The sequence below is a fragment of the Bacillus pumilus genome, from assembly GCF_038738535.1.
In the GTDB taxonomy this organism is placed as follows: domain Bacteria; phylum Bacillota; class Bacilli; order Bacillales; family Bacillaceae; genus Bacillus.
The window spans coordinates 906,608-924,443 of record NZ_CP046128.1 but is presented as its reverse complement, the minus strand read 5'-3'; the positions used below and the strand labels follow the sequence as shown (position 1 = coordinate 924,443).

The window sequence follows — 17,836 nt, the reverse complement described above, 5'->3', positions numbered from 1 at the left end:
AGAGGTCGTCAAAATGAAACTAACGAATTATACAGATTTCTCATTAAGAGTACTCATTTATTTAGCATCAAGAGAAAACAATGAACTGTCAAATATTCAGCAGATCGCCGATGTTTATGGCATTTCTAAAAATCATCTGACAAAGGTGATTTATCATCTTGGAAAACGCGGGTATGTGGAAACGATCCGTGGAAGAAATGGCGGGATTAGGCTTGGGAAAAGCCCAGAAAGCATTAATATTGGAGAAGTTGTCCGTTATACTGAGGATGATTTAGTCATGGTTGAATGCTTTGATTCAAAGAAAAACAGCTGTATCATCTCTCCGATTTGTTCATTAAAGCATGTACTTCATGAAGCACTTACTGCTTACTTACGCGTTCTTGATCAATACACATTAAAAGATTTAACTCAAAACAAAGATGCTCTTAGAGAGCTCCTCCTTTAGGCGAAAGAATTCTATTCTTTCGTCTTTTTCTTTACCTTCTTGTAATAATAATTAATTTAAAATTATTATAAATAAATATTGACTATCAGGTTTGATTTAATATAATTAGGGTATATAGATTACTAGAAATCATTTTTTTGTTTACAGGAGGAGAAAAGAATGACAAATTCAAATCATAAAAATTTGACAACGAATCAAGGCGTGCCTGTTGGCGATAACCAAAACTCAAGAACAGCTGGTCACCGCGGACCTACATTTCTTGATGATTACCATTTGATTGAAAAACTTGCACACTTCGATCGTGAACGTATTCCAGAGCGTGTCGTTCATGCAAGAGGCGCCGGCGCTTATGGTGTGTTTGAAGTTGAAAACAGCATGGAGAAACATACGAAAGCTGCCTTCTTAAGTGAAGAAGGAAAACAGACAGACGTTTTTGTTCGCTTCTCAACAGTTATTCATCCTAAAGGTTCACCTGAAACATTGCGCGACCCGCGCGGCTTTGCTGTCAAATTTTACACAGAAGAAGGTAACTATGATCTAGTTGGTAACAACTTGCCGATCTTCTTTATACGTGATGCATTGAAATTCCCTGATATGGTTCACTCTCTCAAGCCAGATCCTGTAACCAATATCCAAGATCCTGACCGTTATTGGGATTTTATGACCTTAACACCTGAATCCACTCATATGCTCACATGGCTCTTCTCTGATGAAGGAATCCCTGCGAGTTACGCTGAAATGCGCGGTTCTGGTGTGCATACATTTAGATGGGTCAACAAATATGGAGAAACAAAATATGTGAAATATCACTGGAGACCTTCAGAAGGTATTCGCAATTTATCTATGGAAGAAGCAGCAGAAATCCAAGCGAATGATTTCCAGCATGCGACAAGAGACTTGTATGACCGCATTGAAAATGGCCATTACCCAGCATGGGACTTATATGTCCAGCTGATGCCGCTTAGCGATTATGATGACCTTGACTATGATCCATGTGATCCAACAAAGACATGGAGCGAGGAAGATTATCCGCTTCAAAAAGTAGGACGCATGACACTCAACCGCAATCCTGAGAACTTCTTTGCTGAAACAGAGCAATCTGCTTTCACGCCAAGTGCACTTGTTCCAGGAATCGAAGCATCTGAAGATAAACTGCTTCAAGGCCGTCTGTTCTCATATCCTGATACGCAGCGTCATCGTCTTGGTGCAAACTACATGCGCATTCCGGTGAACTGTCCTTATGCACCAGTACACAATAATCAGCAGGATGGCTTTATGACAACGACTCGTCCAAGCGGTCATATTAACTATGAACCAAACCGTTACGATGATCAGCCAAAAGAAAATCCTCACTACAAAGAAAGTGAGCAAGTTCTTCACGGTGACCGTATGGTGAGACAAAAAATTGAAAAACCGAACGATTTCAAACAAGCTGGGGAAAAATATCGAAGCTACTCTGAAGAAGAGAAGCAAGCATTGATCAAAAACCTAACAGCTGACCTGAAAGATGTAAATGACAAAACAAAATTACTTGCGATCTGCAACTTCTATCGTGCAGATGAAGACTACGGACAACGATTAGCCGATTCACTTGGTGTGGATATTCGCTCATACCTTCAAGGAAGCATGAAATAATTGATCCGTAATGAGCCCTCTTCATAAAGTGGGGCTGATATTGTTGACAAAGGGTTAAAATGATCTTTATTTTAACCCTTTGTCTTCTTTTCAGCGTGATAGAAAACCTTTGCAGTCTAGGAAGGACGAGTACTGGCGCGGAGCAAATTTGACATTCGTGAGCACCGGCATGCAGGACTGACACCGAATGCGAGGGTTTGTCTACACGCTGGAGCACCTCTTTATTAGAGGTGCTTTTTTTATAGCCGGAATACGTTAATACTAATCAAATGACCGGTCACCGGGTGAAAATAGATTTCTGCATGTGCGGCAAAAAGCGTTGAACCTTCCTTCACGGTGACACGAAACACATCTTTTGTCTGATCTTCATTTACTTGTGTACGCCCAATATATTGATAATCGTTTAAAGCGGCGCCTTCATATTCCTCTTGCAACGCTGTGTACGCAAGTCTTTCCCAATTTTCAGGCTGCATCGCTGCATTTGTTGCAGGATAGATCATGAAAATGCCATACAAAACCATTCCTGCTGCAAAAGGCATCCACCATTTCGGCTGCATAATATCATTGATCTCACTTTCATGTATATTTTGTTTATGTTTTGCTGGTCGATCCTTTTTCATACATGAAGCATTTATTCAGCCTAAAATTCCCGGTACATGATTAATGCGGACACCAACTTTTCCCCTGAAAATGTCGATATGTTCCGAGCAAACTAATGAGGACTTCTCAAGGGAAAGGAGAAGGTTTGATGAATGTGGCGGATTATGATAAAGCACTTTATTATACGCATCGCTCGCAATGGGATAATTTACTTATTCTTATGGTACGTACGCAAGATGACTTGCTCTCGAAACGTATTGAGCATTTCTTACACGCGTATCAATTTAACCGGAACGATGCTGATGTTGAAAAATGTTTATATGGGCTCCTGCAGTACATTGACCATGCTTCAGAGGCTGCTGCTTCTGAAGTTTATTCACAACCGATGTACACATAAAGAAAAAGGCTGATTATCAGCCTTTTTACATACACTTAGCAGTGCGCAGTGATTGGAAGCATAAAGTGGTCTTTTACCCATTCTTTTTTTGTATAAATAAACAGCGCATCCTCGTCATTTGGCGCCATAACCACATGTAAGCCGTCAATTGACGTATCAGGTGTAAAATAGAATATCACTTTTTCCGTCGTTTCATTCACAATATGTGCAACAACTTCCTCTATATTTTGCGGCTGGAGAGAAATGATATCAAAGACATGTATGGTTTCATTTTCTTCATTCATCAGGACAATGGTATCCAACGCTTCAATATAGAAAATGGCATCCGGCCAAACGAATGTAAAATAAAACATCAATAAGCTGCCATGGTCCTCAGCATCTAATTTCATTGAGCCCGTTTGACGTTTTTCTGCGAACTGTTCAAGTAATGGCAAGTCATGTTCCAACGTCAGCTGCTTTTTGCGCATGTCCTTTTTCATTTGAATGGCGCTTTTGCCGATATTTAGACTAAATTCGCTTTCGTGGTAACGGGTAAAGCCGAATCTTGGATAAAAATCCAGTACAGTGTCATTGGCAAAAAGAAAAATCATATCATAGTCATTTTCGTACGTATCCATAATATGCTGCATTAACTTTGTCGCTAATCCTTTATGGCGGTAGGCTTGATCCGTCATCACCGTGCCAATTTGAACAGCTCGATACGTTTGGCCATCAATGATCAGTGACATGAGGTAGACGGAAGCGTTTGAGATCACTTTCCCGTGATGGACAAAGGAATAAGGAATATATTTTTCATCCCAGTACCCTCTTTTATACCAGTCACTAAAATCCAAATCAAATGTATTGATCGCTAACGCATTAAAGCTTTCTTTCAATTTGTCATCATGGCGATAACCATTCACTAATTCATATGTCTCCACTTTGTGCCCTCCTTTTTTAAATTCACCTTTCAGCCGGTTCATCACCTCCCTCAAAATAAAAAAAGACTTGATGAGCATATACTCATCAAGCCTTTTATCGTTTCATTCTTAGAAATTAGACTGGACATGCTTCTTTTCACGCAAAAGGGCACGTCAAATAAACCAACATCTGTGCTCTTTTTTATTCAATTCATTGAATTGAATGTGCGCTTAAAAGTTTTAGCATAACGACTAAATTCCCTTCTGTCATAGCAGCTCTTTCGGCTGATTTTTTTGATAATCCACTGCATACAGAGCCGCTTGTGTACGATCTGCCAGCTCTAGTTTTGATAATACATGAGATACGTGTGTTTTGACAGTCTTTTCAGAAATAAACAGTGATGAGGCAATTTCTTTATTGCTTTTCCCCTTTGCAATTTCGAATAAGACATCTCGCTCTCTATTGGTCAGCTCTTTCATTAACTTCCATTTTTGCCCTTTTGGCTCGGTCAAATGCTGCACAAGAAAGTTGGTGATATGAGCATCTAATTGATAGGTGCCCTTTTGTACGTCAATCATTGTCGTAAGGAGTTTTTCTGGCGCTACATCCTTGAGCTGATAGGCTTTTGCCCCTGCTTGAATAGCGGGAATAACATAATCTTTATCCGCATAGCTTGTCAGAATCACAATGCGGGTATCGGGCATTTCAAGCATCATTTGTTTCGTGGCTTCAATACCATTCATCACAGGCATCGATAGATCCATTAGAACAATGTCAGGCCGCATTTGTCTGACAACTTCTAATGCTTCTTCTCCATTAGAAGCCTCACCAACGATTTCGACGTCAGGCTGTGTCTGCAAGAAAAACACAAGCCCTTTTCTCACAATATGATGATCATCTGCAATCACGACTCTCATGACGACCCCTTCCTTTCTTGAGAAAATGGCACCTTCACTTGAATGGTGGTTCCTTTACCGAGCTCAGACTCTATACAAAATGTTCCACCAGCTCTTTTGATACGGTCAGACATGCCTTTCAGACCAAGTGAAGGGAGGCTCATTTGCTCGTCATACTGAAACCCTTTTCCGCGGTCAATGATTTTCATCTCAAACGTGTCTTTTGATTGTTCAAGCTGGACCTTGACTTCCTCTACTTCCGCATGTTTTTGACAATTATTCAGCGCTTCTTGGCATACCCGAAACAACGTTTCATGCTGCGAATGATCCATCTCCATACAGCCGGATAACGATAATGTACAGCGTAATCCTAAAAGCTTTGCATAGTCTTGAATCCCTGTTGTGAATCCTTTTTCAAGTCCTCTTGGTCTTAGCTGCCAAATGAGTGACCGCATTTCAACCAGTGCATCTTGTGACAAATGCTGAATAAAATCAATCATTTCCCCTAGATTCTGATCATTAGTCATTTGACGGGCAGCTTTAGCAGTCAGACTGACTGAAAATAGCATCTGGTTGACGGAATCATGTAAGTCCTGTGCAAGCCGGTTTCTTTCTTCCAAAAGAGCATGCTGATGTTCGTTTTGCACAAGCTTCATCCGTTGAATGGCGGTACCAATTTGAAGCGCAATGCTTTCAAGCAAATTCAGTTCTTCCTGGTTAAATGTGACTTTTCCTTTTGCCGCCACATTTAATAACCCAAACGTACGCTTACACGCTTTGAGAGGAACGGTCGCATGATGCGTAATCCCTTCTGTATCCCCAAGCTTTTGCTCAATCGCCGTTTCGATCCGTTTACAGTTAATAATGTTGGTGGCTGATTGCAGTGAGCCCTTTGTGTATCGATTGATGCAATAGCAATCGTTTTGACACATCAGCTGCTTTTGATGCTTTGCCAGCGCTTCGGGTAAGGAGACCTCTGCCATCAGTTCATACGAGCCGTCTTTTTCTATAAAATAAATCCATGCTGAATGAAAGCCTGTGATATCCATCAGCATATGGAGCACTTCATGAAGCGTATCTTTCATTTCCATGCCTTCATTTAGCTTTTCAGCAATTTCTTTTAACGTTTTTAATGTTTCAACCTTCTCTTGGTATTCTCCCATACTGTTTACCCCCGGCATTTGCTGCCTTCTCTTTTCATTACGCTCATTATACCATGAGCATTCTGCCGGCTCTTTCTCTAAAAGGATGATTTTTTCTCATCCTTTTGACTGAGAAAAAGCCATCATGCATTCACACGATGGCCTTGTTTGTTTATTTAGCCGTTTCTTCCACAATCTCATAAACGACTTTCATCACTTCTTTTGACAGATGCTTCAGCTTTTCTTCGCTATCTGTTAAAGATGTACCTTTGACTGCAATATAAAATTTCACTTTAGGCTCAGTGCCGGAAGGTCTTAAGCAGAACCACGAGCCATCCTCAAGGAAATATTTCAGCACGTTTGAAGCGGGCAGGTGAATGGTTTCTTCTTTCTTTTCGGCAACGAGGTGTCTTTGACTTGATTGGTAATCCTCGATGACAGTGATGCGCTGACCCGCGATGGCTGCTGGCGGATTTGTTCTAAAGGTATGAAGGATCGCTGAAATTTGCTCTGCTCCTTCTTTTCCTTTTAAGGTTAACGACTTTAACCCTTCCCGGTAAAATCCAAACTCCTTGAACATATCGACAAGCGCGTCGTACAAGGACTTGCCTTGTTTTTTATAGAAAGCAGCGACTTCGACAGCTAACAGCGCAGCCTGCACCGCATCTTTATCTCGGGCAAAGTCACCGATCAAATAGCCATAGCTTTCTTCGTACCCGAATTGAAACGTGTATTCTCCGCTCTCTTCGAATTGCTTGATTTTTTCTCCGATAAATTTAAAACCAGTAAGCGTGTCAATCGTATGGGCACCAAATGCTGAAGCAACAGCACGCCCAAGCTCACTTGTGACAATGGTTTTCATCACAACGGGACGAGGCGGCAGCTGACCAAGCTTTTGTTTTTCAGACAATAAATAATGGAGCAGCAGGGCTCCTGTTTGGTTGCCTGTTAAGACGGTAAACTCTCCATTATGATCTCTGACCGCAATACCTAACCTATCCGCATCTGGGTCTGTTGCAATGAGGATATCAGCATTTTGCTTTTCGCCAAGCTTGATGGCATACTCAAATGCTGCATGCTCCTCTGGATTTGGCGATGTCACTGTTGAAAATTGCGGATCTGGTTTTTCCTGTTCAGGCACAACAGTCACATGCTGATAGCCTAGAGCCTGAAGCCCTTTTCGGACAGGCTGGTTGGCCGTACCATGAAGCGGGGTAAAAACGACTTTGACATCGACCTCACCTGCCAGCTCAGGGTGCACACTGATGGTTTTTAATTTTTCAATATAAGCATGATCGATTTCTGCTCCGATCATGTTGATCAGCCCTTGTTGTTTTAACATTTCTTCTGAATCAACTGAAATCGACAATTCATTTTCTATTGCATCTACTTCTTGAATGACTTGATCTGCTTGAAGTGGAGGCAGCTGCCCGCCGTCTTCTCCATATACTTTATAGCCATTATATTCTGGTGGGTTATGACTTGCTGTTACGACAATCCCAGCAAATGCATTCAGCTCTCGAACAGCAAAGGAGAGCTCTGGTGTTGGACGCAGTTCATTAAATACGTACGTTTGAATGCCCTGTGAAGCAAGTGTTTTGGCTGCTTCCATTGCAAATTCAGGCGATTTATGGCGTGAATCATATGCAATGGCGACGCCTCTTGTTTTTGCATCCTCTCCATGTTTCGCAATATACGCAGCAAGGCCTGCAGATGCTTTACGAACCGTGTACACATTCATTCGGTTCGTGCCGGCACCAATCTCCCCGCGCATTCCTCCAGTGCCGAACTCAAGGTTTTTGTAGAAACAGTCTTCAAGTGCTTGTTGATCATCTTGATGTGCCTCCAGCCATTCCCTTAGCTCAGCATCCAGGTGCTTCTCATTGATCCATCGCTCATAATTCGTCTTCCAACTCATGGTCGTCCTCCCAGCTCTTATCATCAATAAAATACATCTACTGTTATTTTATATGGAATCATCCTTTATGTCATGCTATATCATTGGCAGATGAAGAAAATGCTGAACAAATAAAAAAGCCGATACATGATCGGCTTTGATCGGCTCTTCTTTTATTCAGCATCAAGTGGTACAACTGCTTCATGGAATAGTTGATCTAATTGTGTTTGATGTTTCTGTTTTGCTGCTTCATCCCAGCCAAAACGCTCTGCCATATAGTCAACGACAGGCTGTGCATATTTTTTCGCCCAGTTGATATTAAATAATAGGCTTCCTGTTCTTCTTAAGAAGAAATCAACAGGGGTAACAGCTAATTCTTCTTCGATTGCATAGACAAGCTCTGCCAGTACATACGCTGGAATGTTTCGTTTGTTCGCTTCACCTTGAAGCTGCTCTACACGCTTGAAGAGACTGCTGACGTTTGAGCCATATTTTTCAGCGAGTTTTTGAGCAATCGGTTCTGTTAAACCAACAGATACTCCTTCTGCTGTTTTCGCTTGGACAAAGGATGCCATATTTTTAGACCCGCCTACATGACCGCCTGAAATTGGCATATGCTTTGTTTTACATGGCCCGAAGTCTTTGCCCGTTTCTTCTTTCAGTCCATCACGTACGAGATTCACAATGTGCTCAGCCATTTTGCGGTAGCCTGTTAATTTACCGCCAGCAATAGTGATTAAGCCTGAAGATGATGTCCATACTTCATCCTTACGAGAAATTTCTGAAGGGTCTTTGCCCTCTTCATGAATGAGTGGACGAAGACCAGCCCAGTTAGATTCAACATCTTTTTCTGTAATATTGAGATCAGGGAACATGTATTGAATCGCTTTGATGACATAATCACGATCTGCTTTTGTCATACGCGGATGCTCCAGCTGCTTTTTGTACACTGTATCTGTTGTTCCTACATACGTTTTGCCTTCTCTTGGAATCGCAAAGACCATACGTTTATCAGGTGTGTCAAAGTAGATCGCTTGTTTTAATGGGAAGACTGATTGGTCGAATACTAAGTGAATACCTTTTGTATGCTGTAAGTGCTTCCCTTCTTTTGAGTGATCCTTGTCTCTTAGCTGATCGACCCATGGACCTGTCGCATTGACGATTTTCTTCGCATATACATCGTAGGTTTTCTGCGTCATGACATCTTCAATGACAACACCGACAACTTTGCCTTTATCATAAATAAATTCTTTTACTTTCGCATAGTTGACCGCTTCTGCCCCGAATTTCACAGCTTCTTTCATGACTTCGATTGTCAGGCGTGCATCATCTGTACGGTATTCAACATAGTAGCCGCCGCCTTTTAAGCCGTCCTTTTTCACAAGCGGTTCTTTTGCAAGTGTTTCCTTCGCACTTAGCATGCTTCTACGCTCGCTATGCTTGACACCAGCTAAAAAGTCATACACTCTAAGCCCAATGGATGTTGAAAACTTACCGAATGTCCCGCCTTTATGCATCGGTAGAAGCATCCATTCTGGTGTTGTCACATGAGGACCGTTTTCGTATACAATGGCACGCTCTTTACCGACCTCTGCGACCATCTTCACTTCGAATTGTTTTAAATAACGAAGTCCACCGTGCACTAGTTTCGTTGAGCGGCTAGACGTACCTGCTGCGAAATCCTGCATTTCTGCAAGACCAACGCGCATCCCGCGTGAAGCCGCATCAAGTGCTGTACCAGCGCCTGTAATACCCCCGCCAATGATAAACACATCATATGGTTTTTTTGTCATTTCCTGCAGCATTTGTTCCCTTTCTAAGCTAGAAAAAGTCATCTCTTGTTCCTCCCATGTTGTACGGTAAAGAAAAAGAGACCGCAAACACCCAAAGCGTATTTCTACACTTCGGTGCCTGCGGTCTCTCCAGTTCTCCAACCGTTCTATTAACTTACTTGAAGTATACCATACTTTTGGTTTATTTGAAAGCTTGAGCTGCTTTTACAGCCTTTTTCCACCCGCTGTATAACGAGTCACGGCTGTCCTCTTCCATCTTAGGGTCAAAGCGCTTGTCAAGGTTCCATTGTTTTGCAATGTCTGAACGGTCGTTCCAGAAGCCAACTGCTATTCCCGCAAGATAGGCCGCACCGAGTGCCGTCGTTTCATTAATTTCTGGACGCTCTACAGGCACATCCAACAGATCACTTTGGAAGCCCATTAAGAAATCATTCTTCACAGCTCCGCCATCAACACGCAATGTTTTTAATGAAATGTTTGAATCCTTTTCCATCGCATCTAACACATCTTTCGTTTGATAAGCAAGTGATTCTAACGTTGCTCGGACAAAGTGCTCTTTAGAAGTACCGCGTGTTAACCCGAAAACAGCGCCTCTGACATCACTATCCCAGTATGGTGTGCCGAGACCAACGAATGCCGGAACGACATATACGCCCTCTGTTGACTCAACGCGCTCTGCATATGCTTCGCTGTCTTTCGAGTCTTTAAACATTCTCAGTCCGTCACGCAGCCACTGAATCGCTGAGCCAGCAACGAAAATACTTCCTTCTAAAGCATATTCAACTTTGCCGTCAATGCCCCATGCAATCGTCGTTAATAAACCATGATCCGACTTAATGGCTTTTTCCCCTGTATTCATCAACATGAAACATCCTGTACCATATGTGTTCTTCGCCATTCCTTCTTCAAAGCAAGCCTGACCGAATAAAGCAGCCTGCTGATCTCCCGCCGCTCCTGCTATCGGAATATTTCTGCCGAAGAAGTGATAGTCTGTTGTTTCACCATAAATGTGTGAAGATGGTTTAACCTCCGGAAGCATAGATGCAGGTACGCCAAGGATATCAAGTAATTCTTCATCCCATTTCAGATCGTAAATGTTGAACATTAACGTTCTTGACGCATTGGAATAATCTGTGACGTGTGATTTACCGCCTGTCATCTTCCAAATAAGCCAAGTATCGATTGTGCCAAACAGTAAGTCGCCATTTTCTGCTTTCTCACGGGCACCTTCTACATTGTCTAAAATCCATTTTACCTTTGTACCTGAGAAATAAGCATCGATGAGAAGACCTGTTTTATTTCTAAACGTTTCATTGTGTCCTTGCGCTTTTAAATCTTCACAAATGCCAGACGTTTGTCTTGACTGCCAAACAATTGCATTGTATATAGGTGCGCCTGTATGTTTATCCCAAACAACAGCTGTCTCACGCTGGTTCGTAATTCCGATACCAGCGATTTGATCTGCTTCAATTCCTGATTCAATTAAAGCAGTTGAAATGACCGATAGAACAGAGCTCCAAATTTCATTTGCATTGTGTTCTACCCAGCCTGGGTTCGGAAAATATTGATTAAATTCCTTCTGAGCTGTATGTGCAATTTTGCCTTCTTGATCAAATAAGATCGCTCTTGAGCTTGTTGTCCCTTGATCTAATGCAAGAATATATTTTTCTTTTGTCATGATGTTTTCCTCCCCTTACATACTTTCATTTACAGCATTTGTTTGGTTTTTCGTAGAGACATAGAGTCCTAACAATACCACAACTAAAATAACGCTTACAATCCAAAAGGCTGGAGTGACGTTCGCTTTAAAGGCTGCATTGTAGAAAACACCGCCAAATGCGCCGCCTAAAATTGGACCAATAACTGGCACCCAAGCATACTTCCAATTCGATGGGCCTTTCCCTGGAATCGGCAGGATCGCATGTGCAATTCTCGGACCTAAATCACGTGCAGGGTTAATTGCATAACCAGTTGTTCCACCTAAAGAAAGACCAATTGCAACAATTAAGAAACCAACAATCAGCGGATTGACTCCGTCTGCAAATTTATTTGCACCAATCGCTAAGATTCCTAGAACCAATACAAATGTACCAATGACTTCACTAAGTACGTTTGCAAAAGTATGCGGAATCGCAGGACCAGTTGAGAATACACCTAGCTTTGCACCTGGATCATCTGTTGCTTTCCAGTGCGGTAAGTAATGTAAAAAGACAATAATAGCCCCTATTAATGCGCCAAGCATTTGACCAACAATATACATTGGAACATCAGCCCAAGGAAAACTTCCTTCTAGCGCAAGCCCAATTGTTAGTGCGGGATTTAAATGCGCTCCGCTGATTCCACCCGTTGCATAAGCTGCAATGGCCACTGCAAATCCCCATCCGAAAGCGATTACAATCCATCCGGATTGATATGCGAGCGATTTCTTTAAATTAACTGCCGCACACACACCGCCTCCAAATATGATGAGCAGCATTGTACCTACGACTTCTCCCCAAAATGGTGTCATGAAAAATTCCTCCTCTGGTTCAGTTGCCATCCCCTATGAATGTGTAGAAAAGATAAAGAAAAAGATCCACAACAAACATACTTTACATCAGGGTCATTTGTCACCTAGTAAAGCGCTGTTGTGGATCTCCGTTTCTCCATCACATGATATTAACTTAGTGCAATAGTATCAGAGGATGAAAACGTTGTCAATAAATATTCACATTTTCTCTTCTTCACTTTTGGAACGCTTTCCAAAGGGTGGTATTCGAGGTCGTCACAGCTGTAGCCCCTGCTTCAAGCGCTCTTTCTACATCTTCTTTTGTACGGATAAATCCACCTGCAAATATTGGGATCCCAGCTCGCTCGCGCACTTCTGTAATTAAATCTGGTACGACTCCCGGCAACACTTCAATAAAATCTGGACGATGTTTCCCGACGAACTCCATGCTTTTTTCCATGGCACTCGTATCAAGTAAAAACATTCGCTGAATGGCATATACCTTTTTTTGCTTGGCTTTTACTATGACAGAAGACCTAGTAGAAATAATTCCTGCTGGCTTCATTTCCTGACAAATAAATTCCGTTCCATACTCATCATGTTTAATCCCGTGAATGAGATCGACATGGACAAACATTTTTTTGTGATGAGCATTTGCCTCATTCATGATGCCCTTTAGCCGGCCTAAGTGAACATCAAGTAAGACACCATATGTAAATGGACTTTTTAAAAATTCCTCAAATTGCTTCATATTGCGAACAGCAGGTAGAATAGGTTGATCATGAAAACTCATATGCCGTCTCCTTCAAAAGTGTATTGGATCAGTCTTCTCCTAACAGTAATAGAAACTCTTCTATTTTTCAATACACCTAGTGTGTCCAATACCGATTTCACCTCACATCATCAATGCTGGAAAGCATGCTTTTATTCCATAGAAAAAAGCAGAGAAGTCTCTCTGCTATAGCTGTGCCAGGCTTTCTTTTAAGGTATTGATGATAAATGAGGCGTCATCATCTGTGATATTAAGCGGCGGTGCAAGCTGGGCAACGTTATTATAGCCGGCAACTGTATCACCATTTTTCCCGATGATCAGCCCGCGTTTTTTACATTCTGCGATCAGTTGACCGACAACATGTGGCTCAGCTGGTTTTTTGGACTGCTGATCCTGAACAAGCTCAATGCCAAACAGCAAGCCTTTTCCTCTGACATCTCCGACAAATGGGTGCTCTTTTAACTCTTGCAAACGGTCAAGCATATCTCGCCCCAGCGCATCTGACCGTTCCACTAATTGCTCGTTTTCCATAATCTCTAGGTTGGCAAGTGCCACCGCACAGGACGCAGGGTGACCGCCAAATGTATTCACATGGCGCAGCCGGTCATACGTATCTTCCCCTGCATAAGCTTCATAGATTTCTCGTTTCACGCACGTTGCAGAAAGCGGTAAATAGCCGCTTGTAATCCCTTTTGCCATGGTGATAATATCCGGCTTTACTTCCTCATGCATAAAACCAAACCGCTTCCCTGTCCGGCCAAAGCCGCAGATGACTTCATCTACGATAAGAAGCGCCCCATGAGCTTCACAGATGTCTTTGACCTTCTTCAAATACCCTTTTGGCGGCATTAAGATACCTCCGCCCGTAATGATCGGCTCCATAATGACCCCAGCAATGGTCTCGCTTAGTTCCCACGTCATAGCCTGATCAATCGCCGCAGCACTCGCCAAATTCTCTTGGTCTTCAGGATGACGATACACATCAGGAGGTGCAACGTGGATAAAGCCCTGACCTAATGGTTCATATTTATATTTACGCTGCGCTTGACCGGTTGCGGCAAGAGCAGCTGCTGTATTGCCGTGATACGACCGGTACCGGGAGATGAACTTTGTCCTTGTACTCTCTCCTTTTTGCGCATGATATTGTTTGACAATTTTAAATGCGGCTTCATTGGCTTCAGAACCGCTGTTAGAAAAGAAGATGACATAGTCCCCGCCAAGCCACTCATTTAGCTTTTCAGCCAGCTGAATCGCCGGCACGTGGCTTTGTGTAAGCGGATAGTAAGGCATTGTCTTTAATTGCTTATACGCCGCTTCTGCAAGCTCTTTGCGGCCATATCCGGCATTTACACACCAAAGGCCTGACATCCCGTCTAAATAGCGATTTCCATGAATATCTGTCACCCATGCGCCTTCTGCCTCGTGAATGACCATACTTTCATTTTCCTTGTTTGTCCCTTTCATATGATGCCAGATCAACTGATCATCTTTCGTCTGAAGATTTTGCGCCTGCTCATGAATTTTCATCTTCCCGCCCCCATGTATCCGTTTTCATCATTAAAGAAGCTTAGACCAGTTCAATAGCATATTGCCTCTCCATTCATTATATGGATGAAACGCGAAGCATATGAAACCGGAACTAGGCTGCCCGTAAGAAAGAACCAATCGTTCCTTTCATTATAAAAAAGGGGTCAGGCCGATTACATTAGACAGATCGTCAACTGATTGAACAGAACCATAAGACACTTTTCTTGATGCCTTGGCAAAATGGAACACACTCCGCTAACGTCGATTTCCTTGCAGGAATTCATAAGCAAGAATCGCAAATTCAAGTGCCTGGCGTTTCGGCGCCTGCATCATATCCTCACCAAGCAAGGCATGCAGTTTATCCAGTCTATGATAAAGGGTTTGCCTGACAATATAGAGCTGGCTTGCGGTTTCTTTTTTAGAACCGTTTGTCTGTAAAAAGATATTCAGCGTTTGATAGAGTCTCCCGCTATTTTGATTATCGTATACAATCACGGGCTCTAAATACTCTTTCACCATGCATTCAAGCAGACCGCTTTCCTTCATCATAGGCATGAGACGGAGCATATGTAGATCTTGATAAAATGGACTTTCCACCCGCTGAGGCATCACTTTTTTTAAATGCAGTACTTCTTTGGCTGCTTGAAAGCTTTTTCTCATGTGCTGAAACTGTTCACAATATTGCCCGATACCAAAATTGATCTCGGCCCCTCGGGGCTGCTCCCGGTCATACAATTGTTTGATGTCGTTTGCAGCCTTTTCTGCACGCTCTTTCCAGTCCTCTTTCTTTCTCGTGTTTAATAAAATAAACAAGGTTTGTCCTTGATGCTCATATGCAATCAGATAGAAACCCGCACGCTGAAAAATGGAGCGGCAAGATACGAGAAAGTAAAGATTCCCTGCAATTTCTTCGATTTGATGATGCTTTTGAAAGAGCAAAACTACGCAGCCAGTTGGCTTTTTCAACCCTTCTGTTTCTTCAAGGTGCTCTATGATCTCTCGTTCTGTATGCTCTTCTTGGAACCATTTTTGCAGCCATTCATTCTCTTTTGTTTTCTTCAGCTCTTCTGTATAAAGCTCTCTTAATGTTTGCTGGGCTAGAGCATTCGCTCCTTTATCCATCACGAGCAGTTCAAATTCAGAGAGCGTGTCCGCTTGATGAATGAGCACAAGATCTGCAAATGTTTGTTTGAGTGCAAGCACTTGTTTTTGCGTCACTTCGTATCCTTTTGGCACGGAAGCAAACTGCAAATAATTCATGACCAGTTCTTCGGTTGGTTTGGAAGAATCACATAAAATAATCGGCTCGCCCTGAACAGGGAGGAGTAAAAGAATCCCCCTTACGTGCTGATACACTTGATCCAAAATATCCATCTGCGGATGCGGGGTCAGTAAAAGCTCATTCAGCTTTGATGATAGTGCTTCTAAATCTGCCATCATTTGATACTGACGCTCGATCATCATCGTATGAAGATGCTGCGTGATGTTGACGAACTTCACTTCTTTTGTAAACAGAATAAGCGGAAAATCTCTTTCTTCTGCATAGGTCAGCAATTCTTCCGGCACATCGAATCTTAGCGGAACAAATTCAATACACAAGCCGGCTGCCCCTGAATCAATCAGCTGCCGTAAAAACGCTTGAAACACATCCAGTTGATCATGGAAGCCTGCGGCTGTCGTTAATATAAGCTCGCCTCCATTTAACAAATCCTCTACATCAGGCACTTCTAACACATGGATCCATTTGACCTGCCGAAACAATCCTTTTTCCCCTGCTAACACTTTTGCATGCGCAAAATGCTTCGTTTTCAACACGTCACTCACTTGGAAATGAACATCTACATTCATTCATATGTCCCCCTTTGTTTGCCGCCTATCCCCTATCCCAGAGGGTGCATGGATAAAATCCATAATAAAACTGGTAATGTCACGATACTTAAGATTGTACTGAGAAATGTCGTGCTTGAGACAAACTCAGGCTTCGTTCGAAATTGTACAGCCATCAGCGTGGTATTTGCTGCTGTCGGCATGGCTGCCACTAAGATCATAATTTGTTTCACCATATCATCTACCGGTAAAATAACCGTAAAGCCAAATGCGATGAGTGGGGAGATAAACAGCTTCAGCAATACAGCATAAGAAATATTTCGATAATCCACTTGCTTAAAAGAGATCACGGCAAGCTGCATACCTAAAATAAGCATAATCGTCGGTATGGCAGCATTCCCTACAAGCTGAATACCCGTCATCAGCTCTTTAGGTAATGAAAGGTCAATCAGCTGAAATAATAGACCGATGAGCGCCCCGTAAGCAACCGGCATACGAAGCACTTTTTTCAGCACGACCTTTCCATCTCCCGCATCCTCTCCGCCCTTTGCTGCATAATACATACCGATTGTACTCATGACAAGCTGCTGCAGCACCATCAATACGATCGCAATATCCAAACCTGCTGCTCCGAAGACAAGCAGCACAACGGGCGTGCCGTAGTTTCCATTGTTCATAAAGGCTGACGACAGAATCATGGCACAATACGTTTCATTCGAATAACCATACATACGAGATAATATAAAGACACATAAAATAAGTGCAAGACAAAGCCCGACAACAAAAATGGATAAATACACATAGTCCATCGACACTTTGTTTTGATAAAAGGTTTCAAACGCAAGAAATGGTGACATTAAATATAAAGACATTGATGAGAGCGTATGTATGTCAAAACCAATCGCCTTCTGCCCGATATACCCAATCAGAAATATGCCGAACACTGGCAGTAAGACAAGTAAAAACTCCATGCTGCACCTACTTTTCTCTAGTTGAATTCCAGATTCCTTCTGCTTCCTCATTATCATACCACTGATAAACAATAAAAAAGAAGCACCCTTATGAAAGGCCGCTTCTTTCCTCATCCATATAAAACACTTCCCACAAATGACCATCAAGATCCTGAAAGCTCCATCCATACATGAACTCATGATCCTGCTTCTCCTTAAACGGTGAACCGCCTGCTGCCATTGCCTGCTCGACAAGCTCATCGACCTCTTCTCGTGAATTGACACGAATAGAGATAATCATCTCTGATGCCTCTTTTGCATCCACTAATTGTTTCTCTGAGATGGATTGAAAATGCCTAAGAGATAACAACATGACGGTGATCGTGTCATCAATGACCAAACAGGCCGCCTGATCATTCGTGAACTGCTGCTCAAAGTCAAAACCCAGCTGCTCAAAAAAAGCGATAGATTCCTTCACGTGCTTTACCGGCAAATTGATATACAGATGTTTAGATTGTCGCCCCATATTCCTCTCCTTTTTGAACACATGATCTCCTTTCAGTATAT

General features: G+C 42.4%; 16 protein-coding genes. 3 read left to right on the top strand and 13 right to left on the bottom strand.

Translation table 11 applies throughout. From position 1 onward, the window contains the following. The first annotated feature begins 13 nt into the window (after nucleotides 1-13). Both GKC25_RS04460 and GKC25_RS04455 read left to right on the top strand, forming a co-directional pair. On the top strand, nucleotides 14-445 hold the full coding sequence (locus tag GKC25_RS04460; RefSeq protein WP_034663719.1) for an Rrf2 family transcriptional regulator: 432 nt from the start codon (nucleotides 14-16) through the stop codon (nucleotides 443-445). A 159-nt stretch (nucleotides 446-604) separates the two neighbouring features. Next, a complete protein-coding gene (locus GKC25_RS04455; RefSeq protein WP_034663722.1) occupies nucleotides 605-2,080 on the top strand; it encodes a catalase in 1,476 nt (491 codons plus the stop codon). Between the two features lie 239 nt (nucleotides 2,081-2,319). Here the strand turns inward: GKC25_RS04455 and GKC25_RS04450 are convergent, their stop codons facing one another. Then, nucleotides 2,320-2,700, bottom strand: a complete 381-nt coding sequence (locus GKC25_RS04450; RefSeq protein ID WP_095284951.1) for a YqzG/YhdC family protein — start codon at nucleotides 2,698-2,700, stop codon at nucleotides 2,320-2,322. A 128-nt stretch (nucleotides 2,701-2,828) separates the two neighbouring features. Here GKC25_RS04450 and GKC25_RS04445 point away from each other — a divergent pair, with 128 nt between their 5' ends. Beyond that, nucleotides 2,829-3,077: a YhdB family protein gene (locus tag GKC25_RS04445; protein ID WP_024426598.1), complete on the top strand. Its 249-nt coding sequence runs from the start codon at nucleotides 2,829-2,831 to the stop codon at nucleotides 3,075-3,077. 35 nt (nucleotides 3,078-3,112) lie between these two features. Here the strand turns inward: GKC25_RS04445 and GKC25_RS04440 are convergent, their stop codons facing one another. The 12 genes from GKC25_RS04440 to GKC25_RS04385 form a co-directional block, all read right to left on the bottom strand. After that, nucleotides 3,113-3,997, bottom strand: a complete 885-nt coding sequence (locus tag GKC25_RS04440; protein WP_034663907.1) for a GNAT family N-acetyltransferase — start codon at nucleotides 3,995-3,997, stop codon at nucleotides 3,113-3,115. Between the two features lie 246 nt (nucleotides 3,998-4,243). Continuing rightward, nucleotides 4,244-4,894: a response regulator gene (locus GKC25_RS04435; protein WP_034663727.1), complete on the bottom strand. Its 651-nt coding sequence runs from the start codon at nucleotides 4,892-4,894 to the stop codon at nucleotides 4,244-4,246. Then, nucleotides 4,891-6,036, bottom strand: a complete 1,146-nt coding sequence (locus GKC25_RS04430; RefSeq protein ID WP_034663730.1) for a GAF domain-containing sensor histidine kinase — start codon at nucleotides 6,034-6,036, stop codon at nucleotides 4,891-4,893. The genes GKC25_RS04435 and GKC25_RS04430 overlap by 4 nt, the downstream gene beginning before the upstream one ends. Before the next feature lie 151 nt (nucleotides 6,037-6,187). After that, nucleotides 6,188-7,933 carry a phospho-sugar mutase gene (locus tag GKC25_RS04425; protein WP_034663731.1) on the bottom strand — a complete coding sequence of 582 codons (1,746 nt, stop codon included), beginning with the start codon at nucleotides 7,931-7,933 and terminating at the stop codon, nucleotides 6,188-6,190. A 152-nt stretch (nucleotides 7,934-8,085) separates the two neighbouring features. Beyond that, nucleotides 8,086-9,747, bottom strand: coding sequence for a glycerol-3-phosphate dehydrogenase (gene glpD / locus GKC25_RS04420; protein ID WP_095284950.1), 1,662 nt, complete (start codon nucleotides 9,745-9,747; stop codon nucleotides 8,086-8,088). A 139-nt stretch (nucleotides 9,748-9,886) separates the two neighbouring features. Then, nucleotides 9,887-11,383: a glycerol kinase GlpK gene (gene glpK, locus GKC25_RS04415; RefSeq protein WP_060595850.1), complete on the bottom strand. Its 1,497-nt coding sequence runs from the start codon at nucleotides 11,381-11,383 to the stop codon at nucleotides 9,887-9,889. Nucleotides 11,384-11,398: 15 nt separating this feature from the next. Further along, complete coding sequence (locus tag GKC25_RS04410; protein WP_095284949.1) at nucleotides 11,399-12,214, bottom strand: MIP/aquaporin family protein; 816 nt, start codon at nucleotides 12,212-12,214, stop codon at nucleotides 11,399-11,401. Nucleotides 12,215-12,428: 214 nt separating this feature from the next. Next, a complete protein-coding gene (locus GKC25_RS04405) occupies nucleotides 12,429-12,986 on the bottom strand; it encodes a glycerol-3-phosphate responsive antiterminator (protein WP_034663739.1) in 558 nt (185 codons plus the stop codon). Nucleotides 12,987-13,151: 165 nt separating this feature from the next. Next, on the bottom strand, nucleotides 13,152-14,492 hold the full coding sequence (locus tag GKC25_RS04400; RefSeq protein ID WP_034663741.1) for an aspartate aminotransferase family protein: 1,341 nt from the start codon (nucleotides 14,490-14,492) through the stop codon (nucleotides 13,152-13,154). A gap of 255 nt (nucleotides 14,493-14,747) precedes the next feature. After that, entirely contained in the window at nucleotides 14,748-16,340 is a 1,593-nt protein-coding gene (locus GKC25_RS04395) for a PucR family transcriptional regulator (RefSeq protein WP_034663744.1), read from the bottom strand. A gap of 32 nt (nucleotides 16,341-16,372) precedes the next feature. Next, nucleotides 16,373-17,290, bottom strand: coding sequence for an AEC family transporter (locus GKC25_RS04390; protein ID WP_187704421.1), 918 nt, complete (start codon nucleotides 17,288-17,290; stop codon nucleotides 16,373-16,375). Nucleotides 17,291-17,378: 88 nt separating this feature from the next. After that, nucleotides 17,379-17,795 carry a VOC family protein gene (locus GKC25_RS04385; protein WP_034663748.1) on the bottom strand — a complete coding sequence of 139 codons (417 nt, stop codon included), beginning with the start codon at nucleotides 17,793-17,795 and terminating at the stop codon, nucleotides 17,379-17,381. Between the last annotated feature and the right edge of the window lie 41 nt (nucleotides 17,796-17,836).